We start from the raw sequence: 23,318 nt of genomic DNA on the forward strand, positions 1-23,318 counted from the left end.
GCTAAGTCTCGGGTGCAAACTGTATCGTCAGCTTATAGTGATATCGCAGGTTTTCCAACACCACCGTGCCGCTCCAACGCGGCTCGCCACTGTAGACTATCTCCATAATAGGTTCGTCGGCAAGGTACACAGTGCGCTTGCGGCCCTGTTCCACCACGCGCCAGCCGGCAGGCAGCGCAGCGGCGATGGCGTCGGCGGGCCACAGCGTCAGCTGCATATCCTCCAGCACATCCTCGGCGCGCACCTGCGACGGTAGCATCAGATGGCGCCAGGAAGTCAGTTCCTTGCCGTCGTAGCGCAGCGTCAGCACGCGCTGGCCAAAGGCCAGGCCGACCACGTCGATCGCCTCCGGTTCCACCTGCAAGGCGACATCCAGGTCGTCGGTACGGCCATTTCGCTCCACCTTCAGGTGCTGCTGTACGCTGATCGATGTACCCAGCGCCGCCGGCGCCAGCTTCAGGCCGAGGCGCGCGGCCGGCGGCGGCGTGGTGGCGCAGGCCGACAGCGTCAGCGCCATCACTACCACGGCAGCGGCACGCCAGCGGTATGGCATCAGGAACACAGGGCCTCCAGCGCTGTCAGCCGGCGCGACGTCTCCTTCACCAGCGGATTGCTCTGGTCCCAGGCGTAGCCGGCGAGGATGGACGAAATCATGCGCTTGACGTCGGGCTGCTTGGCTTCGTGGAAGATAATCTTCTGGAAGCCGCCCGCATACCAGGACTCGACAAAGGCGCGGAAGGTATCAACGCCCTTGCGCAGCGGGACGCCGTAATCGGCCTGCCAGTCCACCGTCTCGCCGGCGAACTGGCGCTGCAACGCGGCTGCCGCCAGACTGGCGGACTTGAAGGCGATGGTCACGCCAGACGAGAACACCGGATCGAGGAACTCGCCGGCATTGCCCAGCAGCGCATAGCCCTGGCCCCACAGTTTCTCCACGTTGGCCGAATAGCCAACGATCTGGCGCGCCGGCGTATCCCAGTTGGCGTTGGCCAGCAAGGCTTGCAACGACGGCTCTTCCGCAATGATGGTGCGCAGGCGTTCGGTCGGCGTGCCCTGGTAGCTGTCGAGGAAGCTGGTCTCGGCCACCACGCCCTGCGAACAACGGCCGCCGGCAAAGGGAATAGTCCAGAACCAGACATCACAGTGTTTGGGATGAACGGTGACGCGGATCTTGTTGCGGTCAAAGCCCCCGGCGCGGATGCCATCATCAACGTGCGTGAAGATGGCGCCGCGCACCGGGAAATTGGACGGCGTTTCCAGTTTCAGCAGACGTGGCAGGATGCGGCCAAAACCACTGGCATCCAGAATAAAGCCAGCGTCCACCACATACTGCTGGCCATCCGGGTCTTTGACGGTAACGCGGGCGCCGCCATTGGCGCCCTGGCCCAGTTCGATGTTCAGCACTTCATGGCGATAGCGTACTTCGGCGCCAAAGCGCTCCGCTTCCTTGGCCAGGATGTGATCGAAGTTGGCGCGCTGTACCTGATAGGTCGTGCCCCAGCCTTCCGAATGCTTGTCGCGAAAATCGAAATCGGTGTAGCAGCCGTCACGCATGAAGGCTGCGCCGTTCTTGAACTGGAAACCAGCCTCCACCACCGCCTGCAACATGCCCGCCTGTTCAAGGTAAGCCATACTTTGTGGTAGCAGGCTCTCGCCGATGGAGAAGCGCGGGAACTGCTCGCGCTCAATCACCAGCACTTGCCGGCCTTGCTGACGCAGCAGGGCCGCAGCGACCGAACCTGCCGGGCCGGCGCCGACGATCAGGATCTCGGCGGTTTCGATCTTCGATGCCTCACTCATGTTTGCTTTCTCGGGTAATAGAACCAAAACAGGGAACAATCAGCCAGACCAGCGCTGTCCCCAGCAGCATCGTCAGGCCGAATGCCTGCAATGCCGGCGTGGAACTCAGGCCCAGCAAGCCAAAGGACAAAATCGTATTCGCGGCCGACATGCCAACCGCCAGCCATGGCGTATGGTCACGCCGGTCGGGATGCTCCTGCATGAAGATGCCGTAATCGACGCCGACGCCCAACAGCAGCATCAAAGCCAGCACATGAAACAGTTGCAGGTTTTGCGACGCATAACCCAGAATCGCCAACGTTGCGACGCTGGCCAGTGCGGTCGGCGCCAGCACACGCCAGGTGCGGCCACGGTAACGGCGGAACAGCAGGCCAAACACCACGATATAAGCGGCAGCCACCACCCAGCTCATATACGCGCGGTAGCGGCCCAGCACTGACGAAATCTCGGCCACCTTGTCCACCCACTGCACGCCGTCCAGCCCTTCCGCCGCCAGCAGCACTTGCGGCGCGGCGGCGCTGCTCAAGCCGCGCAAGGCGACGATGCTGGCGTAGACACCCTTGCTCTCGCCGAGCCACAGGTGACGCCAAGGCTCGCTGGCCGGCGATTGCAGGAAGGCCTCCAGCGTCAGCGGCGTGCCGGCGGCCAGCAAGCCGTCGCGGGTAGCGGCGATCCACTGCGCATCCTCGCCCGCCTGCGCGGCAATGCCTTTCAACGGGCCATCGTCGGACAGCAGCTTTTCTTCGATCAGCGCGCGCCGCGCGGCTTGCGCGTGCGCCGATGGCACCCAGTTGGACATGGCCTGATAGCCGGACAGGCGCTTGGCTTCAATCAGCGAATCCAGCCGCGCCTTCAGGTGCTCCTCCCGCTCCAGCACCGCTTCCACCGAATCGCCACGCACCAGGAAGTATTGCACCGGCGTCGGCGCATCCAGCAGCTTGCTCAACTTGATCTGGTCATCGATCAAGTGTTTGGGCGGATTTTGCAGCAGGCGGATGTCGTCATTCGCGCCGAGGCGGCTGATGCCGTAGCCGGCCGCCAGTATGAACATCACGGCGGCAATCAGCGAGGTGCGGTTCAGGCGCAGCAGCGGCCAGCGTTGCAAGGCCGCGCCATAGACGCGCACCAGGCCACCGCTTTTCAAGGTACGGCTGCCGATCAGCATCGGGAACCAGCACACCACCGTCAGCCACGCAAACACCAGTCCGAGCGCCGAGAACACCGCCATCTGGCGCAAGCCGGGGAATGGCGTCAGGCCCAGCCCCATGTAGCCGATCACCGCAGCCAGCAAGGTCAGGCCCAGGCCGGGCAGCAGGCGTTTCAGCAGCCCTGGCGAATCCAGCTGTTCATCGGCCGCCAGGCGGTTGCACAGGAAGTAGATGCCGTAGTCCTGCGCCACACCGATCAGGCTTGCGCCGAACACCAGCGTCATCAGGTGGATATGCCCGAACAGCATCCAGCACACCGACAAGGCACCCAGGCAGCCGATGCCGATCGACAGCAGAATCAGCGAAATCGGCTTGAACGAATGGAAGGCAAACCACATCAGCAGGATAATGCCGAGCAGCGAGCCGATGCCAATGGTGGACGCCTCGCCGCTGGCCTGGCCGCTGGCGTTGGCCGCGTGCAGTATCACACCGGCCTGAATCAGCTCCACTTTCGGCGAGGCTTTACGCGCGGCGTCGCCGGCCTGCTTCAGCAACGGCAGCACGGTGTCCTGCGCCGTCATCGACAACGCGGGCACTTTCAGCGTCAGCGGCAGCAGCACGTATTGGCGCTTGTCGTCGGCGACGAACAGATGGCCATCGCGCGGACGCACCGGCGTTTCCAGTGCACGCTCCTGCACCCAGCCAGCGAACAGGCCGAAAGGATCGTCCTGCCAAGCGCCCAGTTTGGGCCCGCCAAACGGCGCATACAGCTTGGCCAGTGCCGCCTCCAGCCAGAATTGCGATGGCTGCTGATGCAGCTGCGCTTCCTGCTGCACGGTCAATAGCGCCAGGCGATGTTGCTGGAACAGCGACAGCCAGTCATTCTGCGTTTTCTCATTGACCGGCGTCGCCTCGAAAATATCGTTGCGACCTGCCAGCACAGCGCTGTAGGCATCAGCGGCGCGCGTGGCGTCTTGCCAGTCTTCCGCGCCGACCAACACAATCAACCGCTGCTGCGCCGCGTCGACCATGTGGCTGAACGATGCCTGCAATACCGGATCGCGCTCCTGCACCGGCAGCAGCGCCATGATGTCGGTATCCGGCACGATACGCTTGACCGCCCACAGATAGACGTTATGGCCCAGCAGCAGGCATACAGCCAGCATCCAAAGCAGCGCGAGTTGGCGGGTGCGGGTCAAAACAGTGCCGCTTCTTCTTTGCTCATCGCGCCTTCGCCGGTCTGGATGGCGGAGAACACGATGGTGGTACGGTCACCACTGGACTCACTCATGACGATGGATTTGACGTAATTCCCACCTTCCAGCTTGATGGTGCCGATGGCTTTTTCCAACGCCGCCTGGCGCGGCTTCAGCGACACGGTCCAGCTGTTCGCATCAACGCTGCCGTCGCCGTCAAACAGCGTGTCCAGCTGGCCCAGGTCGCCGGCCAGCAGCGAGAACAGTACGTTGTTGATGACGCGGACCGTCGGTTCGGTCTTGGCGTCAAGGCGCATGGCCACACGGTCACCCTGGTAGTTGACGATTTCGTCGCGCGTCAGCCGCAGCGTGCTGGGGAACGGCTTCAGCGTGCGCCACAACACGCCCTTGCCGGCCACCACGCAAAAGCGCCCTTCCGCAGCCAGCGGCTTCTTCATGCCGGCCAGATTCTTGGTCTGGTCAAAACGGCCGCACATGACGGAGGGCTTGGCCAGCATGGCCTGGATCTTCGCGGCAGGCACGGCGGCCTGCACCTGCCCCAATGCCAGCAGCGACAGCGCTGCGATAGCAAACTTAGTCTTGTTCATGTTTGATTCCCATTTTTTCAAACAGCACCGGCGGCGACACGAAGCACATCTCCTTGGTGGCGATATCGACAGCAACCATGGTGGTGGTGGCGCGGTTCAGGCGCTTGCCGGTTTCCGCGTCGGTGATCAGGTAATCGATCTTCAAACGGTTTTCCCACTCGACGATGTCGGCGCGCAGCTTGAGCTTCTGACCGAAAACGGCAGAGCCCACGTAGCGCAACTGCATGTCGATCACCGGCCAGGCGTAGCCGGACTCTTTCATTTGCGGGTAGTTGTAGCCGATCTTGTCGAGCAAGGCGCAGCGCACCACTTCCAGATACTTGACGTAGCGGCCATGCCAGACGATTTCCATCGGGTCCAGGTCAAAGAACTGCACCTGCATCTCGACTTCCGCGAACCAGCGGCTTTCCTTGGCTTTACGCATACAGATCCCATACCTGGCTGCGGATGCGCTCCAGCAGCACGCGCAGGTCCGGTTCCAGCCGGCGGTCCTCCTCCACCGGCTTGATATCGGCCGCCAGCGCCTCCTGCATTGCCGTCAACGCGGCGTGCGGTTGCAACTCCGGGCTGGCCTGGCTACGCAGCCACACGCCCTGGCGCACAGTGATCAGCAGCGCGGCGACAACCTGCTCGGTCAACTCTAAAACCCGCAGGCAGTCGCGCGCGGCGATGGTGCCCATGCTGACCTTGTCCTGGTTATGGCACTCGGTCGAGCGTGAGAACACCGAAGCCGGCATGGTCAGCTTGAGCGCTTCCGCAGTCCATGCCGAGGCGCTGATCTGCAAGGCTTTCAGTCCGTGGTTGATCGGCGCGCGCGCACCGGTGGCGCCCGACAGGTTGGCCGGCAAGCCGTGGTTGTAGCGGCTGTCCACCAGCAAGGCCATCTGGCGGTCCAGCAGGTCGGCCAGGTTGGCGACGGCGTTCTTCATGCCGTCCATGGCGAAAGCGATATGGCCACCGTAGAAATGGCCGCCGTGCAGCACGCGCTCGTTATCGGCATCGATCAGCGGATTATCGTTGGCGCTATTCAGTTCATTCTCGATCGAACTGCGGAAGAACGGCATCGCATCCGCCAGTACGCCGATCACGTGCGGCGCGCAGCGGATTGAGTAGCGGTCTTGCAGGCGCTTGCCATTGCGCTCCCAGGTATCGGTCGGCAAATCGCTGCGCAGCCATGCAGCCACCTGCTGCATGCCGTTGTGCGGCTTGGCCGAGAACAGCACTTCGTCGAAATGGTGGGCATTACCGTCCATCGCGAACGAGGCCATGGCGGTAATGCGGGTACTCAGCTTGGCCAGATAATCGGCCCGGTCGTAAGCCATGCAGGCCAGCGCCGTCATCACGGCGGTGCCATTCATGATGGCCAGACCTTCTTTCGGCCGCAGGCGCAACGGCGTGATGCCGGCTTCCTGCAAGGCTTGCGCTGCTGGCACTTGCACGCCATCGCGCCACACTTCGCGCTCGCCGCACAGCACCGCTGCCAGATAGGACAGCGGTGTCAGGTCGCCGCTGGCACCAACCGAGCCCTCGGACGGAATCAGCGGCAGCAGGCCAGCATCCAGCAGACGGGTAATTTGCAGCAGCAGCTCAACGCTAACGCCGGAATAGCCTTTGCTCAGCGACGCCAGGCGCGATGCCAGAATGGCGCGCGATTGTGCTGGCGTGAAGTATTCACCCAGGCCGACGCCGTGGTAGGTGTACAGATGGTGCGGCAGGTCTGCCACCAGCTCAGGCGGAACGGTGACGGTGCAGGAATCGCCATAGCCGGTGGTCACGCCATAGATCGTGCCATCCTCGCGCAGCAGGCGTTCGAGGAAGTCGGCGCCACGCGCGATGGCGGCGCGGAATTCAGGATCATCCGACAGTACCGCCGTGGCGCGGCCTTGCGCGATATCGACGATATCTTCAATCGTCAGGCGGTTGCGGTCGAAGCGCACAGTGCGCGACGGTTTGTCGAGTTGGGCAATATCAGCGAGATGCATCTGGGCGTTCCAATTGGGGTGAGTGCCAAAAATCATAATAGTTAAACCACTGCAGCGGCGCACGCAGGCAGTAGTGTTCCAAGCGTTGCGCGTAATCGGTGGCCAATTCATTGAACACGGCTTCGCGGCCGGCGCGCGGAATCCGCACCGCTTCGCGGAAGCGTTCGAAATACACGGCCGCACGCTTGCCTTCACGGATGGAGAACAGCAGGTAGACCGGGCATTGCAGTATGCTGGCCAGCACATACGGTCCGACCGGGAAAGCCGCCGGCGCGCCGATAAAGTCAGCCATCGCCACACGCGGATTGTGCGACACCGGCACACGGTCGCCGGCGATGACGACGAACTCTCCGCGCGCCACTCGCTCGGACAGCAGCATGGCGGTGGCGGGCGACATCTCCGTCACCTGCATCAGATTCATCTGGCTTGCGGGATTCAGTTTGCCCAGCATGTCATTGAAGGCTTGCGCGTGCTTGGTGTGCACTAGCACCGTCAGCTTGATGTCATGCCGCTGGCGTGACAGCACGCGGCACAGTTCCAGGTTGCCGAGGTGAGCGCAGATGAGCAGACCGCCCTTGCCCGCCGCTACAGCATCCGTAATCAGTTCGCCGCCGTGCAGTTCGACCTTGTCCACTTTGTACAAGCCGCCCCACAGCAGCATCTTGTCCAGGATGCTTTCGCCAAAAGCGGCGAAGTGACGCAGGACACCGGGCAATTTTCTGCCGGTGTAGCGCGACACCCGTTGCAGGTATTCCTGCGATGCGCGGCGCGGCAGCGGCTTGGTCATCACGTACCAGCCCAGGATCGGATACAGAAACACGCGGAACGGCCAGCGGCCGAACACACGGCAAATCCAGAACAGCAGGCGCATGCCAGCCACGAAGCTGATCTCGTTGATCGATGCCCAATGCAGTCCGCGCGCGCTCATCGGGCTTGCCATTTTCGCGCCAGCAGTTTGGGAATGCGCGGCAGCATGCCGAAGAACAGCACCGTGTGCATCCAGGAGATCAGCACGTTATCGCGCCATACGCGGAAGTGCGACACGCCGTCCGACGGGTAGGAAACGCGGGTGCCCAGATTGATCACTTGCGCGCCGTCCCAGAACAGCCGCACCAGGATATCGGTGTCGAAGTTCATGCGTTTGCCGATATGGCGGCGCGCCGCCAGCGCATTCACTGGCGCCACCGGATACACGCGGAAGCCGCACATGGAATCCTTGATATCGAGCGACAGCGTGTTGATCCACACCCAGATATGCGTCGCGTAGCGGCCATACAGGCGCGCCTTCGGCACCGACTCGTCGTAGATCGGGTGGCCGGCAATGATGGCTTGCGGATGCGCCGCAGCCTGCGCCAGGAACACAGGCACGTCACCAGTCTGGTGCTGGCCATCGGCGTCGATTTGCAGCACATGGGTGTAGCCCAGTTCCGCCGCGCGGCGGAAGCCCGCCAGCACGGCAGCGCCCTTGCCCTGATTGTGCGGCAGGCGCACCAGCGTGACTTTTGCCGCATGCTCACGCGCCAGCGCATCCAGCACGGCGGCGCAGTCTGCATTGCTGCCGTCATCCACCAGCAGGACTGGCACGCCATGCCGCAGCAGGCCGTCCAGCACAGCGCCAATGGCGTGTTCGTGGTTGTACACCGGAACAACGATGCAAGGCTTAAACATCCACATCCTCCAGCATGACACGGCCGCTTGCATGCTGGCCGGCTGCGGACATGAAGCGGAAATTCAGGCTGTTCTTGACGGTATCGTAGACCAGCTCCAGCTGCACCGGCATCTCCGGCTGTATCACCTGCTGGAACTTGAGCGCATGGATGCCTCTGAAGCGCGTGGGCAGCGTAAAGAACTGGCGGCCATAGTGCATCGCCCAGTCGATCTGCACCACACCGGGCAGGATCGGGGCAACGTCGAAATGACCATCGAAGTACAGCAGGTTTGCTGGTGCGCTGATTTCCAGCAGCACGCGCGCGGACTCACGCTCCAGTTCACGCATGCGCGGGAAACGCGGACGGTTGCTCGCGCCGTCCTCGTTGTCCAGCAAGGCCTGCAACGCGGCCAGTGTGATCTTGCCTTGCGCGTTGACCGGAATCTGGTCGAGGTAGCGCCAGCGGCGTGGCAGCGCGACTGCTTCGACGGTGGTCGCCAGCACGCTGCGCAGCCGCGTATTCAGCGCATTCTTGCCTTGCTCTTCCAGCAGCGCGCGACCGGCAGGTGCAGGCACGATCAAGGCGGCCAGGCGCTGGCGTTCGCCGGTTTCCGGCTCGCACAGGATAACGCGCGCTTCGGCGACCAGGCCTGACGCCAGCAACGCGGCTTCCATCGCTGTCAGAGAAATCCGCTTTTCTTCAATCTTGACGATGCGGTCTGCGCGACCCAGCAGCAGGAAGCGCGACGGGCCGCTATGAGCAACACGCTCGGCACGATCGGCCAGCGTCAGCCAGCCGTCGTCAGGCAGATGCAGCGAGCGCACTTCCAGCGTGGCGTCTTCTTCGTTGATGCGCCAATCGACAGTGGGGAACGGCAGCCAGGAGTCATCGCCGCAGCGGCTGCGCTGGCGCCAGGCGATGCCACCGGTCTCGGAGCTGCCATATACTTCGATCGGCACCTCGCCCAGCAAGGCGCCGGTTGAAAACGCCGTCTCTTCAGGCAGTGGGCCGCCGGACGAGAACACGCCGCGCAGCATGCGTGCGGCGCCGCTCCAGTCCAGATGTTCCGGCAGGCGTTTCAGGTGGGCCGGGCTGGCGACCAATACGCACGGGCCAGCAGCCATTGCGGGCGCCAGTTCTTCATGGAAGGCGATGCTCAGCGCGTGGATGGCGCGCGCGCTGCTCAAAGGCCACAACACCTTGAACAGCAAGCCGTAGATGTGTTGATGCGACACCGTCGCCAGTACGGCGGCGTCGCCCACGGCGCGGCCGAACAGCTGCTCCAGCGTCGCTACCTCGCTGGCAATTTGCGACATTTTTTTGGGGATGGCTTGCGCTGTGCCGGTGCTGCCGGAGGTGAATACCACCAGCGCCGGAAGATCGCTGGCCAGTGCGCGGGCTGGCATATCGCCCGCGCTGCCATTCGCCGCCTGTGGCTGCAAGGGCTGCAATGCCGCCGGAAATTGACCGAGGAAGCCATCGACTTGCGCGCGCAGCGAAGCGCAGCTTGCCTCCAGCGTGTCAGCACTCAGCCAGATGGTTTTGCCGGCATGCCAGGCGCCCAGCAGCGCCGCGCCGAATTCGATGCTGTCATCCAGGTACAGCGCGTAGTTGCGCCCCGCCTGTGCGCGCAGCAGCGCATGCCAGTCGCGCACGCGCGTCAGGAACTGTGCGTTGCTGACCGCCACACCGGCACGCCAGCCAAGCAATCCATGGGCAGGTCGCGCCGCAATCGCGGCGGCGAGATCTTCAATACGGTCAGACATGATGCGAACGCTTGAAACGCAGACGGACCAGATACTCGGCGCCAAACAGCACCGCCATCAGCACGTACGAAATCACACCGGTGTACAGCGACCAGACGGCCTCCGTCGCCCACAGCGCGGTGCCCAGCGCAAGCGCGCCATTGACGATAAAGAAGCCGCACCATACCTGCGTCACGGTGCGCATGTATGCCTGCGCCACCGGCGGAAAATCGCCGCCGCGCAGGCGCGCCATGCGCTCGACCGCAGACACCGGAGTGGTCAGGCTATAGCCAAAACCCGCCAGCAACGCCATGTTCACCAGCACCGGATACAGCTTCAACGGCAACAGCATATTGCTCCAGATGGCGCAGGCCACCAGCACCAGTGCGCCAGCCACCGACCAGCGCGCGACGCCACTCAGCTTCAGCGCCGGCAGGCGCGTGGCAGCAGCCAGCAACAGCAGACCGGCCAGCCAGCGCGGCTCCACCTGTCCGTGGCCAAACCAGATCGCTAATGGATACAACAGCGTAATCGCCGCTGTTAATACAGTCATCGGCATCGTGCTTATGCTGCCTGCTCCGTCATGCCGGCCAGCGCATCGACCACGTCGCCGATAGTGCGAATGGTCTTGAACACTTCCGGCTGCAGGCGCTTGCCGGTCAACTGCTTCAGTTTCACCGCCAGGTCGACCGCGTCGATGCTGTCGATATCCAGGTCGGAATACAGGTTCGACTCGGCCGTCAGTTCGGCTTTGTCGAGTTCAAACATATCTGCCAGCAGGTCGACCACCCAGGTCTGCAACTGCTGTTTATTCATTTCACTCAGGTCGATCATGTACTTCCCCTTACTTTTTTCTATGACTTTCAATCATCGCCGCCAACGCCTGCACCGAGGCAAAATGACGGCGGGTATCTTCCGAATCTGCGGACAGAGAGATCCCGTACTTCTTTTGCAGCGCCACGCCCAGCTCCAGCGCATCGATCGAATCGAGGCCCAGGCCGTCGACAAACAACGGCGCCGCGCTGTCGATATCGTCGGGCGTAATGTCCTCCAGCTGGAGCACATCGATAATCAGTTCTTTCACTTCCAGTTCAAGCATGGCTTTGATACTTCCCCGTAAAATAATTTTGTAAAAACTCGGTCAGCTGTCGCGCCGCCATTACTTCGCTGGCGCCGCCTTCGGTAAAGCTGCTGACCGCCACATCATCCAGCACGTCAATGCGCATCAACACACGGCGTGGCGGCACCCGCCACCATTTTTCGCCCTTGCCCAGCGTGACCGGCTCGCAGCGGATCAGCACCGGCGTCATGTCGCGCGCACCGCGCACCGCGATATTGGCTGCGCCGCGCTTCATGCTGATCACGCCATTGCCCGGCGTGCGCGTCCCTTCCGGGAACACGATCAGGTTATTGCCGCGTTCCAGCGAGGCGATGCAGTCCTCCACCAGTTCCGCGCCGCCTTCGTTATTGATATACCCTGCCGCCCGCACCGGCCCGCGCGTGAACGGGTTGTTCCACAACGCGCCCTTGACGATGCAGTCGGCGTTCTTGACGAAGGCCATCAGGAACACGGTATCGATCAGCGTCGGGTGATTCGCCAGGATCAGCAAGCCGCCGCGTTCCAGCTTTTCCAGCCCGCTGATCTCATAACGCAGCACGCCCAATGCGCGCATCAAATCCACATACGCGCGGAAGGCGCGGCGTATCACCGTGCGCGCCGCCTTGATCCTGCGCTCGGGCTGCCGCACCATCAGATTCAGTAGCGGGAACACCAGCAGCCGCAGCACCAGGCCGCCGACACCAAACACCACAAAACTCAAGCCTGTCGCAAACACCCGCCAGTACAGTCCGCAGCGCGCCAGCAGCGCCTCAAGCATCGCGGCTCCAATGCCAGCGCAAGCGCCCGTCGCAGCGCTCCATGCTGCGTGCACCGCTTTGATGGAAGGCCGCCACCTGCAAGCCGCCCGGCATGCCGCCTTTCGGCGCATCGTCGCAAGCGCTCCAGTTCAGCGCGATCGCGCCGTCATCGGCGGCGGTCATCAGCCAGGCCCACGCAAAAGGCTGCTCTTCGCACGACTCGAAAGGCGTAAACAGCGCCGGCAACGGACAATCGCACGCCACCAGCAGCACCGCCGGCGCACCATCGGCCAACAGGCCGCAGGCTTCGATCACTGCATGCTCGATCGTCGCCTCGCCGGACGCCAGCGCAATGTGGTTGGCGCGATCGGCACGCGCAATGGTGAACAAGCCGGGAATCGCGTTGTGCACCGCCATGCCAAAAGCCGTCGGCGACAACGCCTCGCCCTTCGCCAGATCGGTCAGCAACTCCACCGCGCGCGCCACGTCGCCATGGCGCGAACAGAATACGGTAGGAATATCGCCAAGGCCGTCCAGGCACTGATAAGCCACTTCCAGCGCCATCTTGCCGAGGAAGCCGGCACGCCGGCGCAGCATCGGCGGCATCGGCTTCACGCCTGGCTCTTCGCCTGGAACGATGGCATACGGCGCCTTCGACCAGGCAGCCCATGCTTCGCGGGAGGTCAGGCCGGGCGCCCATTGGGCGTGCCGGGCTATGGAGAATCGAACGCCAGGGGAGCGCATGTTGGTGATTTGTCTAGAGCAAGAAAGAAAATAAATGCAACTGGCGCACTTTTCAAATTATAAACGAGCGGTCTCAGCCAAGCCAAAATAAATAGATCCCAGGAAACTTTTTTATTGATATCGCTCTAAAGTTGTGCACAATCACGCACAAATACTCTCCAAAATCCACGCTTTTTGAGCAGAAAGCGGCAAATGTTACGTTACACGCGCCAACCGTCAGGTAAATCGTGCGCGCGGTAAAATACAGCCTGGAACTTCAAGGAATACATATGATTAGCAAAGAAGAAATGGTCACGCTGTTTGACGACATGAAGGCGAATGCCCCATGGGATATCACCAAGCCACTGCTGTGGGGTTACTTTTTCGCCGACGCCGACAAGGCCAAGCTGGAAGCGGCGCAAGCGCTGTTGAAAGCCAAGGGCTACCAGATCGTCGGCATCTACGATTCCAAGCAGGAGGGCGACAACCCGGCGCTGTGGTGGTTGCATATCGAAAAGGTTGAAAAGCACACGGTCGACACGCTGCACGCCCGCAACCAGGAATTCTACAAATTCGCTGAAGAACACCAGCTGGAATCCTACGACGGCATGGACGTCGGCCCCGCCGCCTGATCCGATGCGGCGAAGCGCGCTGGCCACCCCGGCCGGCGCTCCGCCCACGCGCATGGAGCCCGCCAATCGTGCAGGCTCCCGCCGTGGTTTGGCCTTATTATTCAGTCAATATGGCCTTTTTCTGACCCACAATGCTCTCGAAACTCTCGTTTCGCCAGTTATTGCTGGGCGTCTTTTTGCTGATTGCCGTGCTGCTGAGCGCCGCCTCGCTGCATGCCCTGTGGACGCTGGATCGCCTGGCCGCCCATAGTCGCGACAGTGGACGCCACGCGCTGGCGCTCACTGAAAATACCCAACAACTGGCTGAACGCAGCGTCGCCATGGCACGCAGCGCGCGCCAGTACCTGGTGCTGGACGATCCAGCCTTCCGCCGCCGCTATGCAGACGCCTGGCGCGACGCCCGTCTGTCGCTGGACGAGGTGGCCACCGCCCTGCCCTACACGCCGGCCGAGCTGTTCGAGCGTTGGCGCCAGTCCGGCGAACAGGCCTGGCAGATCCTGCAGGCGCCGTCGCGGCCCGGCGCTGCCCGTACCGCACGCCAGCAAGCGCTGGAAAAAGCACTGCTGCCGCTGCCCGAAGTCAACGAGCAGCTGAGCGACGAAGTCAAACAGGAAGTCGAGCGCCGCAACAGCGCGCTACTGGCGGAGCTTGACCAGCGCCGCGCCGTGCTGAAGGCGCAGGTGATCGCCTCGATCCTGATCGCCGCCGCGCTGGCCTCCGGCTTTGGCCTGTGGCTGTCGCGCCCGCTGGAGCAGATCGAGCAGGCCATCGACACGCTCGGCGAAAACCGCTACGACCAAGTGATCGCCGTACGCGGGCCAAGCGACCTGCAACGCGTCGGCCAGCAGCTGAACTGGCTGCGCCAGCGCCTGGCCGACCTGGAAGCCGACAAGGCGCGCTTCCTGCGCCACATCTCGCATGAGCTGAAGACGCCGCTGGCGGCGTTGCGCGAAGGCGTGGCGCTGCTGGAGGATGGCGTGGCTGGCGCGCTGTCGCCCGACCAGCGCGAGATCGCCGGCATCCTCAACCAGAATACGGCGGCGCTGCAATCGCAGATCGAGGCGCTACTGCGCTACAACGCCGCTACTTTTGATGCCCAGCACCTGCAACGCCAGCCGGCCGACCTGGGCGCGCTGCTGGCCCAGACCATCGATAGCCAGCGCCTGCAATGGCAGGCCGCCAAGCTGACGGTGGTGACCGAAGGCCGCGCCGCGCCGCTGGCCGTCGACGCCGACAAGATGGCGATCGTGGTCGGCAACCTGCTGTCGAACGCCGTGCGTTTCAGCCCTGCCGGCGGCCTGATCTGCTTCCGTCTCGGCGAACTGGACGGCAAGCTGCTGCTTGATTGCGTCGACCAGGGGCCGGGCGTGGCGGCGGAAGACGCGGCGCGCATCTTTGAACCGTTTTACCAGGGACAGCGACAACCGCCAGGCGCACGACGCGGCAACGGCATCGGCCTGTCCATCGTGCATGAATACGTGGCCGCGCATGGCGGCATCCTCAAACTGATGCCCTCGCAACGGGGCGCCCACTTCCGCATTGAACTGCCTTATGAAAGCTAATCTCATCCTGTGCCTGCTGGCCTGCCTGGCGCTGTCGGCGTGCACGCTGAACTCGCCGATCCCGGCCGATCCGGCGCCGCCACCGGTGCCGGCGCCGGTCATTGAAGTCATCAGCGCGCCGCCGCCACCGCCGGACGAAGTTGCCCCCCTGCTCAGCTACCACCAGTCACTGCGGCGCATGACCCAGGGCGAGCTACTGAAGGAACTGAGCGGCCTCGGCCTGCAAAAACGCAGCCCGCGTGTCGCCGTCCAGATGGGCATGGCGCTGATGCTGACGCGCGGCAGCAGCGACCTGGCGCGCGCGCAGGCGCTGCTGGACAGCGTGGCGACGTCGGCCGATGTCGAGGCGGCGCCGTTCCGGTCGCTGGCGCAACTGCTGTCCAGCAACTGCGCGGAAACCCGCCGCCTGTATGACCACGCCGACAAGCTGGCCACGCAGCAAAAGGACAACCAGCGCCGCATCGAGCAACTGAATGAAATCGTCGAAGGCCTGAAGGCTATCGAACGCACCCTGCCGGTCCGTCCGGCGCCAACTTCGCAGGTGACCAAATGACGACGACAAGCCAAGGCCAGGGCGCCCACCTGCTGCTGGTGGATGATGACGACGACCTGCTGCGCCTGCTGTCGATGCGGCTGACCGCCAACGGCTACCGCGTCACGGCGGTCGGCAGCGCCGAGGAAGCGTTAACCCGCATGTCGATGGAATTGCCTCGTCTGGTGATCAGCGACATCCGCCTGCCGGACCGTGACGGCATGTGGCTGTTCCAGGAAATCCGCCGCAGCTATCCGTCGCTGCCGGTGATCCTGCTGACCGCGCACGGCACCATCCCCGACGCGGTGGAAGCCACCACGCTGGGCGCCTACGCCTATCTGACCAAGCCGTTCGACGCCAAGCTGCTGCTGGAGCGCATCGCCCAGGCGCTGAGCCTGGCGGCGCCGGCCGCGCGCACCGATGAGGGCGACCAGGAATGGCGCTCGGCCATCATCAGCCGCAGCCAGTGCATGGATGAACTGCTGGCCGAGGCACGGCTGGTGGCGGCGTCCGACGCCAGCATCCTGATCCGTGGCGAAAGCGGCACCGGCAAGGAAATGCTGGCGCAGGCGATCCACCGCGCCAGCCGCCGCGCCAAAGCGCCGTTCATCGCCATCAATTGCGGCGCGATCCCGGAGGCGCTGCTGGAGTCGGAACTGTTCGGCCACGTCAAGGGTGCCTACACTGGCGCGGTGGGCGCGCGCGAAGGCTTGCTGCAGGCGGCCGATGGCGGCACGCTGTTCCTCGACGAGATCGGCGACATGCCGCTGCTGTTGCAGGTCAAGCTGTTGCGGGTGCTACAGGAGCGCGTGGTGCGCCAGCTGGGCTCGGACGTGGCTAAGCCGGTCGATGTGCGCATCCTGTCCGCCACCCATCGCGACCTGGATGCAGCGATGCAGGAGGGGCAGTTCCGCGAGGACTTGTATTACCGCCTGAACGTCATCACGCTGACCTTGCCGCCGCTGTCGCAGCGCCGCGAAGACATCGTGCCGATGGCCAACCAATTTCTGCAAACGCTGGCTGCCAAATACGATAAGACGGTGCGCGGCTTCGCGCCCGACGCGCTGGAGGCGCTGACCACCTCGGCCTGGCCCGGCAATGTGCGCCAGTTATACAACGTGATCGAGCACGTGTGTGCGCTGGCGACGGCACCGCTGATCCCGCTGTCGCTGGTGCAGCGTGCGTTGCGCGTGCCGTCGCTGGAGGTGTTGAGCTACACCGAGGCACGCCAGCGTTTCGAGCGTAACTATCTGGTCCAGCTGCTGAAACTCACAGATGGCAATGTTGCTGACGCCGCCCGCCTGGCCGAGCGCAACCGCACGGAGTTTTACCGCCTGCTGCAGAAACATAATCTGGACGCCAGCCTGTTCCGAGGGGATGTCGCCATTGAGCGACAAGACGAATCCATTAAAAATCAATGAGTTAGCGTATAGCCTCTGGCTATCGTCGCTTTTTCCCGACAAGATCGCGGCAATATGGCCGGAAAATCTACAAGTTTATAATTTCCCATTAGAAATTAACCTACAAGTCATTGAAAATAAAGGGAAAATTACAGCTGGCACGGGGTTTGCAAAGGAGTAGGTAACGTCACAGACGTTTTATCCTCAAACTCGATAAAGGAAGCAAATCATGATGACCAACAAACTGATCGCCCGCCTGATGGTAGCCGCCACCCTGACCGCCGCTGCCGCAACCGGTACCGCATTCGCCGCTGGCCAACAGGATGCAGCGCTGGCTGGCGCCGCCAAAGCCGGCACCGCCACCAACGACGAGGCCATCACCAGCAAAATCAAGGCGTCCCTGTCTGAACAAAAGCAGATCGGCGTAACCACCAATGACGGCGTGGTGACCCTGAGTGGCACCGTCGCCAATACCGATATCGGTACCCAAGCCATCCAGGTCGCCTCGGCCGTGCCAGGCGTGAAGGAAGTGAAAAGCGAACTGACCGTCGCTTCGAAGTAAGTTGTAAGTTGTAGCAAGCCCTAGGTATTGGAAGAACCCTTTCCGGGACAGCGTGCGTAGACGCTGCCCCGGCTTTTTTATCCGAACACCTGCTTCAACGATTTTGCCTCATGAAGCGCATCACTCCATACCTCCAGCTGCGCCAGATCCGCCTTTGCCAGCTTGCGCTGCACAGTTTTAGGCAACGGCCCAAAGCGTTGCGTGAGTAGCCGTTCCAACAGCGTCGCCGCCCCCTCCTTGCGCCCCGCCTCTCGACCTTCCTTCAAACCTTTTTTCCATCCGTCATCGATAAACATCTGCTCCAATGGAGTGATCCATTCCATTTTCGCCTCCTTCTCCAGTTTGAAAACTGCCTGCCAGTACCGCCGCTGCAGCGGCTCCGGCAATACCATCATCCAGTTAATCACTTTGAACATCACCAGTATGCGCTCCTTGCGCCAACAGTGCTGGTAGATTCGCTGCGTAAGCTCCCACTTGGCCGCATAGAGTTGATGTGGATCATGGCGCGCCTGCTGGGTACGTAGATGCGTCAGCGCCACCAAGGCGATCGGGTTATGCGAAGCCAGCAATTCTTCAGTTCGTTGAGCACAGTCCAGCAATTTAGCTGAGGTAAAGCGAAACGCCGTCGACGTCTCCAGCACATGATCGTGATAGGCGTCTGGACGCCAGCGTGGGTCTTCATCTGCCAGCAGCACCAGGCTGGCCACTGGTTGCGAGTACTGATGATGAATCCGATAGTTGTAATCGAAGACGCGTCGTGGCAGCGCCGTGTCGCGCTGTGCCTGGATTTCGATGTGGATCAGGGCCGTTTGCACGCAGCCGGCAAGCAAACTGACTTCGACCAGTTGGTCGGCCACCATGTGGCCGGGGATGGCGCCAAGGCTGATGCCCGCCAATTCCTTGTCGCGGAAATGCGCTGGCCTGGTCCAGTCGATCAGGGGATAAAGGTCGGGGAAGAAGAGGATGATGAAGTCCTGGAAAGCATGCGTCAGCGCAGCTTTCCAGGGTGAATCATAGCGGGCGGCGGTGTTCGACATCTGCCCAGTCTACGGCCCCATGAGACGGGGCCGTATGAGCTGCCACAAGCCTAGCTGAGGTTTTCCAGGCGGATCCTGGTGACGCTGCCGCCCACCGTCGACAGGCTTTCCATCTTGGCGATGGCGGCGTTGACGCTCTTCTCCTGCGTCTGGTGCGTAAGGAAGATGATGTCGGTGCGCGTCTCGCCATCGGCCGGCTCTTTCTGCAGCATGGCGTCGATCGAGATGCCGGCGTCGGCCAGGATGCGTGTCAGGTCAGCCAGCACGCCTGGCTCGTCCTTGACGTTCATGCGCAGGTAGTAGCTGGTGGTGACTTCCGCCATCGGCAGAATCTCGATATTGGTCATCGCGTTCGGCTGGAACGCCAGGTGCGGTACGCGGTGCTCAGGATCAGCGGTGGCCAGGCGGGTGATATCGACCAGGTCGGCAATCACCGCCGACGCGGTCGGCTCCGAGCCAGCGCCCTTGCCGTAATACAGCGTGGCGCCAACCGCGTCGCCCTGCACCAGCACCGCGTTCATCGCCCCTTCGACATTGGCGATCAGGCGTTTCGATGGAATCAGCGTCGGGTGCACGCGCAGCTCCACGCCTTCCTTGCCGTTGACCTTGGCGCGCTTGGCGATGCCCAGCAGCTTGATGCGGTAGCCCAGTTGCTCGGCATACTTGATGTCCACCGCGTTCAGCCTGGAGATGCCTTCCACGTGCGCCTTGTCGAACTGCACCGGAATACCGAAGGCAATCGCCGACATGATGGTGGCCTTGTGCGCCGCATCCACACCTTCGATGTCGAAGGTCGGGTCGGCTTCCGCATAACCCAGTTCCTGCGCCTGCTTCAGCACGGTGGCGAAGTCCAGGCCCTTGTCGCGCATCTCGGACAGGATAAAGTTGGTGGTGCCGTTGATGATGCCGGCAAACCAGTCGATGCGGTTGGCGGTCAGGCCTTCGCGCAGCGCCTTGATGATCGGGATGCCACCCGCCACCGCCGCCTCAAACGCCACCATGACGCCCTTGTCCTGCGCCGCCTTGAAGATTTCGTTGCCATGCTCGGCCAGCAGCGCCTTGTTGGCGGTGACCACATGCTTGCCGTTGGCAATCGCTTGCAGCACGAGCTTGCGCGCTTCCTCGTAGCCGCCGATCAGCTCGACGACGATGTCGATTTCCGGATCGTTGACGATGTCGGCCGGATTGGCCACCACCTTCACCTTGCCGCCGGTGCGCGCTTTGGCGCGCTCCAGGTTGCGGGCCGAGACAGCCACCACTTCGATGCTGCGGCCGGCGCGACGGCGGATTTCTTCCTGATTGCGCTCCAGCACATCGAACGTACCACCGCCGACATTGCCGACGCCTAACAAGCCTACTTTGATTGGTTTCATAATGTGTTTCCAGGGATCTGACTTAGAAGCTGGCGCCGTGGCGCTTGCGGTAGCTTTCCATGAACTTGGCCATGCGGCCGAAAGCTTCCACCATATCGTCCGAGTTCGGCAGGAACACGACACGGAAGTGATCCGGCGCGATCCAGTTGAAGCCGCTGCCCTGAACGATCAGCACTTTCGTTTCGGCCAGCAATTCATAAGCGAACTGCTGGTCATCCGCGATCGGATAGATCTTCGGATCAAGACGCGGGAACATGTACAGCGCCGCTTTCGGCTTGACACAAGTGACGCCCGGAATCTCGGTCAGCAGCTTGTACGCCAGATCGCGTTGCTTTAACAGGCGCCCGCCCGGGCCCACCAGATCGTCGATAGACTGGTAGCCGCCGAGCGCAGTCTGGATCGCAAACTGCCCCGGAGCGTTGGCGCACAAGCGCATCGAGGCCAGCATGTTCAGGCCTTCGATATAGTCTTTCGCGTGCGACTTCTCGCCCGACACCACCATCCAGCCGGAACGGTAGCCGCAGGCGCGGTAATTCTTCGACAGGCCGTTGAAGGTGACAAACAGGATATCGTCGGCCAGCGAGGCGATCGACACGTGCTGGGCGCCGTCATACAGCACCTTGTCGTAGATTTCATCGGCATAAATGATCAGGTCGTGCTGGCGCGCCAGCTCGATGATCTGCAACAGCAGCTCGACCGGATACAGCGCGCCGGTCGGATTGTTCGGGTTGATGACCACGATCGCGCGCGTGTTCGGCGTGATCTTGCGGCGCATGTCCTCGATGTCCGGATACCAGTCCTGCTGCTCGTCGCAGATATAGTGCACCGGCGTGCCGCCCGACAGCGACACCGCTGCCGTCCACAGCGGATAGTCCGGCGCCGGCACCAGCACCTCGTCGCCGTTGTTCAGCAGCGCATTCATCGACATCACGATCAGCTCGGACGCGCCATTGCCCAGGTAGATATCGTCAATGCTGACGCCGGCGATGTTCTTGCCCTGCGTGTAGTGCATCACCGCCTTGCGCGGCGCAAACATGCCCTTGGAATCGGTATACCCCGCCGCGTTGGACAGGTTCACCTTCATATCCTGGACAATCTCGTCCGGCGGGTCAAAGCCGAATACGGCCAAGTTGCCGATATTCAACTTAGTGATCTTGTGGCCTTCCTCCTCCATCTGCCGCGCCTTCTCAGGCACCGGGCCGCGGATCTCGTAGCAGACTTCCGCCAGTTTGTTCGATTTTTGAATCGGTCGCAAAATAAAATCCTGTTTATGTGAGGCAAACTTCTCTGACCTGCCAAAACACCGGCGACGGCCCGTGCTGCAATGCGAAAAGAACCATTCTGCCGAAAGCCTCCGATTTAATCAACCTTTCAGGCCGGCCCCACCTTGAAAAGGCTACAATGGCGCTCCTTTTTGCCGTTTTTTACCCCTGCGCCATGAAGCTCCATCAAAGCGACACCCAGAAATACCAGACCGTCACCGGCTACGACGCCAGCGGCGTCGAAATCAATGCCGAACGCTACCACTACAGCCTGATCGTGCTGCCGGAAACCCCGCCGCGCGCACTGGACGCGCCAACCTTCGAATCGCTGACCGCCGAGCACTTCGAGCTGATCGGCCGGGACGATCCGGACGTGGTCATCCTCGGCACCGGCGAGCGCCAGCGCTTCATCCACCCGAAGCTGACCGCCGCGCTGACCATGCGCCGCATCGGTGTCGAATGCATGGACAGCCAGGCCGCCTGCCGCACCTACAACATCCTGATGGGCGAAGGCCGCAAGGTCACGCTGGCCCTGATCATCACGCCGCAAGCCGACTAAGAACAACAATAGAAGTGCCTGATGAACGACCTGTACAACTCGAAGAAAGTCGCCTGGACTTTGGTGGCGGTGTTCGCCCTGGTCTGGCTGTATGTGCTGGGCATCCGCTCGCTGGTCCCGCCTGACGAAGGCCGTTACGCCGAAATGGCGCGGGAAATGTGGGCCAGCGGCGACTGGATCACCACCCGCCTCAACGGCATCAAGTACTTTGAAAAGCCGCCGCTGCAAACCTGGATGAACGCGCTGACCTTCACCGCCTTCGGCCTGGGCGAATGGCAGGCGCGCCTGTGGACCGGCCTGTGCGGCCTGGGCGGCGTGCTGTTTACCGGCTACGCGGCCAAGCGCGTGTTCGGCCCGCGCGCCGGCTTTTACGCCGCCGTGGTGCTGGGCTCCAGCGTGTTCTGGGTCGCCTGCGGCCAGTTCAACTCGCTGGACATGGGCCTGAGCGGCATGATGACCATCACCCTCGGCGCCATGCTGATCGCCCAGCGCGACGGCGCCACGCCGTCCGAGCAGCGCAACTGGATGCTGCTGTGCTGGGCCGGCATGGCGCTGGCGGTGCTGGCCAAGGGCCTGATCGGCGTGGTGCTGCCGGGCGCGGTGCTGGTCATCTACAGCCTGCTGTCGCGCGACCTGGCCATCTGGAAGCGCCTGCACCTCGGCAAGGGTTTGCTGCTGTTCTTCGCCATTGCCGCGCCGTGGTTCGTGCTGGTGGCGCTGAAGAACCCGGAACAGCCGCACTTCTTCTTCATCCACGAACACTGGGAACGCTTCTTCCTCAAGACCCACCACCGCGAAGGCGCGTGGTACTACTTCCTGCTACTGCTGATTCCCGGCGTGATGCCATGGCTGGGCCTGCTGCCGCAGGCGCTGCTGAACGGCGCCAGGCGCGACGCGCAAGCCACCTTCCAGCCCAGGCTGCTGCTGCTGGTGTGGGTGGTATTCATCACCTTCTTCTTCAGTTACTCCAGTTCCAAGCTGCCTGGCTACATCCTGCCGGTGTATCCGGCGCTGGCGCTGCTGCTGGGCGTCTACCTGGAAGGCGCGCCGCGCCTGAGCCGCATGCTTGCCGCCGGCCTGCTGGTGCTGGCTGGCGTGGTCGGCATCGCCATGATCCCGCACATGATCCAGGCTGCCTCGCGCCACCCGGACGAGCGCGCGCTGCTGGAAACCTACCAGCCGTGGGTGCTGGCCGCCGCCATGGTCGCAGCAGCCGGCGGCGCGCTGGCGCTGCTGCATGCGCGCCAGCTGCGCCGCGACCTGACTGTGCTGACGCTGGCGATCGCCAGCTTTGCCTCAGTGCAATTATTGTTGGCTGGGTTCGAGACTTACGGCCAGCTGCGCTCCGGCAAGGCGCTGGCGCAAAAAGTGCGGTCAGAACTGCTGCCCGATACCCCCGTCTATACTGTGTTCGTCTACGAGCAGTCGATGACCTTCTACCTTGGCCGGCCGGTGACGCTGGTGGCGTACTGGGACGAGTTCACCTTCGGCTTGCGCCAGCAGCCGGAGTTGTCCATCCCCACCCTGGATGGTTTCTACCAGCGCTGGCGCGCGCATACTGCCCGTAATGAAAAGGCGCTGGCCATCGTCGGCATCGAAACGCTGGGTGTAATGCAAGGCCACGGTTTACACATGCGCATCGTCGCCCGGGACAGCCGCCGGGTCGTCCTTACCAATATGTAATGAACAAA

At 62.6% G+C, this 23,318-nt stretch carries 24 protein-coding genes; 7 read left to right on the forward strand and 17 right to left on the reverse strand.

The window, feature by feature from the left end; translation table 11 throughout:
- Position 1: 1 nt before the first annotated feature.
- The 14 genes from BLS51_RS06455 to BLS51_RS06520 are packed head-to-tail and all read right to left on the reverse strand — an operon-like array spanning position 2 to position 12,729.
- The gene (locus BLS51_RS06455) at positions 2-553 is read right to left on the reverse strand and encodes a DUF3261 domain-containing protein (RefSeq protein ID WP_090180512.1); all 552 of its coding nucleotides are present in this window, start codon (positions 551-553) and stop codon (positions 2-4) included.
- On the reverse strand, positions 553-1,800 hold the full coding sequence (locus BLS51_RS06460) for an NAD(P)/FAD-dependent oxidoreductase (RefSeq protein WP_090176359.1): 1,248 nt from the start codon (positions 1,798-1,800) through the stop codon (positions 553-555). The genes BLS51_RS06455 and BLS51_RS06460 overlap by 1 nt, the downstream gene beginning before the upstream one ends.
- Positions 1,793-4,147 (reverse strand): MMPL family transporter, encoded by a 2,355-nt coding sequence (locus tag BLS51_RS06465; protein ID WP_090176356.1) that lies wholly within the window; start codon positions 4,145-4,147, stop codon positions 1,793-1,795. Before BLS51_RS06465 ends, BLS51_RS06460 begins: the two co-directional genes overlap by 8 nt.
- Complete coding sequence (locus BLS51_RS06470) at positions 4,144-4,752, reverse strand: outer membrane lipoprotein carrier protein LolA (protein ID WP_090176353.1); 609 nt, start codon at positions 4,750-4,752, stop codon at positions 4,144-4,146. The genes BLS51_RS06465 and BLS51_RS06470 overlap by 4 nt, the downstream gene beginning before the upstream one ends.
- Entirely contained in the window at positions 4,739-5,176 is a 438-nt protein-coding gene (locus tag BLS51_RS06475; protein ID WP_090176349.1) for an acyl-CoA thioesterase, read from the reverse strand. The genes BLS51_RS06470 and BLS51_RS06475 overlap by 14 nt, the downstream gene beginning before the upstream one ends.
- Positions 5,169-6,734, reverse strand: coding sequence for an HAL/PAL/TAL family ammonia-lyase (gene hutH / locus BLS51_RS06480; RefSeq protein WP_175472519.1), 1,566 nt, complete (start codon positions 6,732-6,734; stop codon positions 5,169-5,171). Before hutH ends, BLS51_RS06475 begins: the two co-directional genes overlap by 8 nt.
- Positions 6,721-7,662 (reverse strand): lysophospholipid acyltransferase family protein, encoded by a 942-nt coding sequence (locus BLS51_RS06485; RefSeq protein ID WP_090176345.1) that lies wholly within the window; start codon positions 7,660-7,662, stop codon positions 6,721-6,723. The genes hutH and BLS51_RS06485 overlap by 14 nt, the downstream gene beginning before the upstream one ends.
- On the reverse strand, positions 7,659-8,402 hold the full coding sequence (locus BLS51_RS06490; RefSeq protein WP_373994307.1) for a glycosyltransferase family 2 protein: 744 nt from the start codon (positions 8,400-8,402) through the stop codon (positions 7,659-7,661). Before BLS51_RS06490 ends, BLS51_RS06485 begins: the two co-directional genes overlap by 4 nt.
- Positions 8,395-10,149: an ApeI family dehydratase gene (locus tag BLS51_RS06495; protein WP_090176336.1), complete on the reverse strand. Its 1,755-nt coding sequence runs from the start codon at positions 10,147-10,149 to the stop codon at positions 8,395-8,397. Before BLS51_RS06495 ends, BLS51_RS06490 begins: the two co-directional genes overlap by 8 nt.
- Positions 10,142-10,687: a COG4648 family protein gene (locus BLS51_RS06500; RefSeq protein ID WP_090176333.1), complete on the reverse strand. Its 546-nt coding sequence runs from the start codon at positions 10,685-10,687 to the stop codon at positions 10,142-10,144. The genes BLS51_RS06495 and BLS51_RS06500 overlap by 8 nt, the downstream gene beginning before the upstream one ends.
- Before the next feature lie 5 nt (positions 10,688-10,692).
- A complete protein-coding gene (locus tag BLS51_RS06505) occupies positions 10,693-10,944 on the reverse strand; it encodes an acyl carrier protein (RefSeq protein ID WP_090180505.1) in 252 nt (83 codons plus the stop codon).
- A gap of 28 nt (positions 10,945-10,972) precedes the next feature.
- A complete protein-coding gene (locus BLS51_RS06510; protein ID WP_090176330.1) occupies positions 10,973-11,227 on the reverse strand; it encodes a phosphopantetheine-binding protein in 255 nt (84 codons plus the stop codon).
- Positions 11,220-12,005: a lysophospholipid acyltransferase family protein gene (locus tag BLS51_RS06515; protein WP_090176326.1), complete on the reverse strand. Its 786-nt coding sequence runs from the start codon at positions 12,003-12,005 to the stop codon at positions 11,220-11,222. The genes BLS51_RS06510 and BLS51_RS06515 overlap by 8 nt, the downstream gene beginning before the upstream one ends.
- Entirely contained in the window at positions 11,998-12,729 is a 732-nt protein-coding gene (locus BLS51_RS06520; protein ID WP_090176322.1) for a beta-ketoacyl synthase chain length factor, read from the reverse strand. Before BLS51_RS06520 ends, BLS51_RS06515 begins: the two co-directional genes overlap by 8 nt.
- 269 nt (positions 12,730-12,998) lie before the next feature.
- Here BLS51_RS06520 and BLS51_RS06525 point away from each other — a divergent pair, with 269 nt between their 5' ends.
- The 5 genes from BLS51_RS06525 to BLS51_RS06545 all read left to right on the forward strand — a co-directional run bounded on the left by BLS51_RS06525 (position 12,999) and on the right by BLS51_RS06545 (position 17,396).
- Positions 12,999-13,340 (forward strand): ribonuclease E inhibitor RraB, encoded by a 342-nt coding sequence (locus BLS51_RS06525; RefSeq protein ID WP_090176318.1) that lies wholly within the window; start codon positions 12,999-13,001, stop codon positions 13,338-13,340.
- A gap of 131 nt (positions 13,341-13,471) precedes the next feature.
- Entirely contained in the window at positions 13,472-14,902 is a 1,431-nt protein-coding gene (locus tag BLS51_RS06530; RefSeq protein WP_090176313.1) for a sensor histidine kinase, read from the forward strand.
- Positions 14,892-15,455 carry a hypothetical protein gene (locus BLS51_RS06535; protein ID WP_090176308.1) on the forward strand — a complete coding sequence of 188 codons (564 nt, stop codon included), beginning with the start codon at positions 14,892-14,894 and terminating at the stop codon, positions 15,453-15,455. The genes BLS51_RS06530 and BLS51_RS06535 overlap by 11 nt, the downstream gene beginning before the upstream one ends.
- A complete protein-coding gene (locus BLS51_RS06540; protein ID WP_090176305.1) occupies positions 15,452-16,855 on the forward strand; it encodes a sigma 54-interacting transcriptional regulator in 1,404 nt (467 codons plus the stop codon). Before BLS51_RS06535 ends, BLS51_RS06540 begins: the two co-directional genes overlap by 4 nt.
- Positions 16,856-17,063: 208 nt before the next feature.
- The gene (locus tag BLS51_RS06545; protein ID WP_090176302.1) at positions 17,064-17,396 is read left to right on the forward strand and encodes a BON domain-containing protein; all 333 of its coding nucleotides are present in this window, start codon (positions 17,064-17,066) and stop codon (positions 17,394-17,396) included.
- A gap of 77 nt (positions 17,397-17,473) precedes the next feature.
- Here BLS51_RS06545 and BLS51_RS06550 read toward each other — a convergent pair whose 3' ends face one another.
- Genes BLS51_RS06550 through BLS51_RS06560 form a run of 3 tightly spaced genes read right to left on the reverse strand, consistent with a single transcriptional unit; the run spans position 17,474 to position 21,061 of the window.
- Positions 17,474-18,433, reverse strand: coding sequence for a DUF4351 domain-containing protein (locus BLS51_RS06550; RefSeq protein WP_090176298.1), 960 nt, complete (start codon positions 18,431-18,433; stop codon positions 17,474-17,476).
- A 50-nt stretch (positions 18,434-18,483) separates the two neighbouring features.
- Positions 18,484-19,806: a homoserine dehydrogenase gene (locus BLS51_RS06555; protein WP_090176294.1), complete on the reverse strand. Its 1,323-nt coding sequence runs from the start codon at positions 19,804-19,806 to the stop codon at positions 18,484-18,486.
- Between the two features lie 22 nt (positions 19,807-19,828).
- The gene (locus tag BLS51_RS06560; protein WP_090176291.1) at positions 19,829-21,061 is read right to left on the reverse strand and encodes a pyridoxal phosphate-dependent aminotransferase; all 1,233 of its coding nucleotides are present in this window, start codon (positions 21,059-21,061) and stop codon (positions 19,829-19,831) included.
- 182 nt (positions 21,062-21,243) lie between these two features.
- Here BLS51_RS06560 and BLS51_RS06565 point away from each other — a divergent pair, with 182 nt between their 5' ends.
- Together BLS51_RS06565 and BLS51_RS06570 are read left to right on the forward strand one after the other, a co-directional pair.
- A complete protein-coding gene (locus BLS51_RS06565) occupies positions 21,244-21,627 on the forward strand; it encodes an Mth938-like domain-containing protein (RefSeq protein ID WP_090176286.1) in 384 nt (127 codons plus the stop codon).
- Between the two features lie 21 nt (positions 21,628-21,648).
- Positions 21,649-23,310, forward strand: coding sequence for a glycosyltransferase family 39 protein (locus BLS51_RS06570; protein ID WP_090176282.1), 1,662 nt, complete (start codon positions 21,649-21,651; stop codon positions 23,308-23,310).
- The last annotated feature ends 8 nt before the right edge of the window (positions 23,311-23,318 follow it).

Origin of the sequence: Duganella sp. OV510 (assembly GCF_900100205.1) — a bacterium.
In the GTDB taxonomy this organism is placed as follows: Bacteria; Pseudomonadota; Gammaproteobacteria; order Burkholderiales; family Burkholderiaceae_D; genus Rugamonas.

Coding starts and splice junctions, on each gene's coding strand:
- BLS51_RS06460 (WP_090176359.1), bottom strand. CDS start 1,800: ATGAGTGAGGCATCGAAGATCGAAACCGCCGAGATCCTGATCGTCGGC.
- BLS51_RS06550 (WP_090176298.1), bottom strand. CDS start 18,433: ATGTCGAACACCGCCGCCCGCTATGATTCACCCTGGAAAGCTGCGCTG.
- BLS51_RS06520 (WP_090176322.1), bottom strand. CDS start 12,729: ATGCGCTCCCCTGGCGTTCGATTCTCCATAGCCCGGCACGCCCAATGG.
- BLS51_RS06535 (WP_090176308.1), top strand. CDS start 14,892: ATGAAAGCTAATCTCATCCTGTGCCTGCTGGCCTGCCTGGCGCTGTCG.
- BLS51_RS06500 (WP_090176333.1), bottom strand. CDS start 10,687: ATGCCGATGACTGTATTAACAGCGGCGATTACGCTGTTGTATCCATTA.
- BLS51_RS06545 (WP_090176302.1), top strand. CDS start 17,064: ATGATGACCAACAAACTGATCGCCCGCCTGATGGTAGCCGCCACCCTG.
- BLS51_RS06485 (WP_090176345.1), bottom strand. CDS start 7,662: ATGAGCGCGCGCGGACTGCATTGGGCATCGATCAACGAGATCAGCTTC.
- BLS51_RS06540 (WP_090176305.1), top strand. CDS start 15,452: ATGACGACGACAAGCCAAGGCCAGGGCGCCCACCTGCTGCTGGTGGAT.
- BLS51_RS06570 (WP_090176282.1), top strand. CDS start 21,649: ATGAACGACCTGTACAACTCGAAGAAAGTCGCCTGGACTTTGGTGGCG.
- BLS51_RS06565 (WP_090176286.1), top strand. CDS start 21,244: ATGAAGCTCCATCAAAGCGACACCCAGAAATACCAGACCGTCACCGGC.
- BLS51_RS06515 (WP_090176326.1), bottom strand. CDS start 12,005: ATGCTTGAGGCGCTGCTGGCGCGCTGCGGACTGTACTGGCGGGTGTTT.
- BLS51_RS06510 (WP_090176330.1), bottom strand. CDS start 11,227: ATGCTTGAACTGGAAGTGAAAGAACTGATTATCGATGTGCTCCAGCTG.
- BLS51_RS06470 (WP_090176353.1), bottom strand. CDS start 4,752: ATGAACAAGACTAAGTTTGCTATCGCAGCGCTGTCGCTGCTGGCATTG.
- BLS51_RS06455 (WP_090180512.1), bottom strand. CDS start 553: ATGCCATACCGCTGGCGTGCCGCTGCCGTGGTAGTGATGGCGCTGACG.
- BLS51_RS06495 (WP_090176336.1), bottom strand. CDS start 10,149: ATGTCTGACCGTATTGAAGATCTCGCCGCCGCGATTGCGGCGCGACCT.
- BLS51_RS06475 (WP_090176349.1), bottom strand. CDS start 5,176: ATGCGTAAAGCCAAGGAAAGCCGCTGGTTCGCGGAAGTCGAGATGCAG.
- hutH (WP_175472519.1), bottom strand. CDS start 6,734: ATGCATCTCGCTGATATTGCCCAACTCGACAAACCGTCGCGCACTGTG.
- BLS51_RS06490 (WP_373994307.1), bottom strand. CDS start 8,402: ATGTTTAAGCCTTGCATCGTTGTTCCGGTGTACAACCACGAACACGCC.
- BLS51_RS06525 (WP_090176318.1), top strand. CDS start 12,999: ATGATTAGCAAAGAAGAAATGGTCACGCTGTTTGACGACATGAAGGCG.
- BLS51_RS06505 (WP_090180505.1), bottom strand. CDS start 10,944: ATGAATAAACAGCAGTTGCAGACCTGGGTGGTCGACCTGCTGGCAGAT.
- BLS51_RS06530 (WP_090176313.1), top strand. CDS start 13,472: ATGCTCTCGAAACTCTCGTTTCGCCAGTTATTGCTGGGCGTCTTTTTG.
- BLS51_RS06555 (WP_090176294.1), bottom strand. CDS start 19,806: ATGAAACCAATCAAAGTAGGCTTGTTAGGCGTCGGCAATGTCGGCGGT.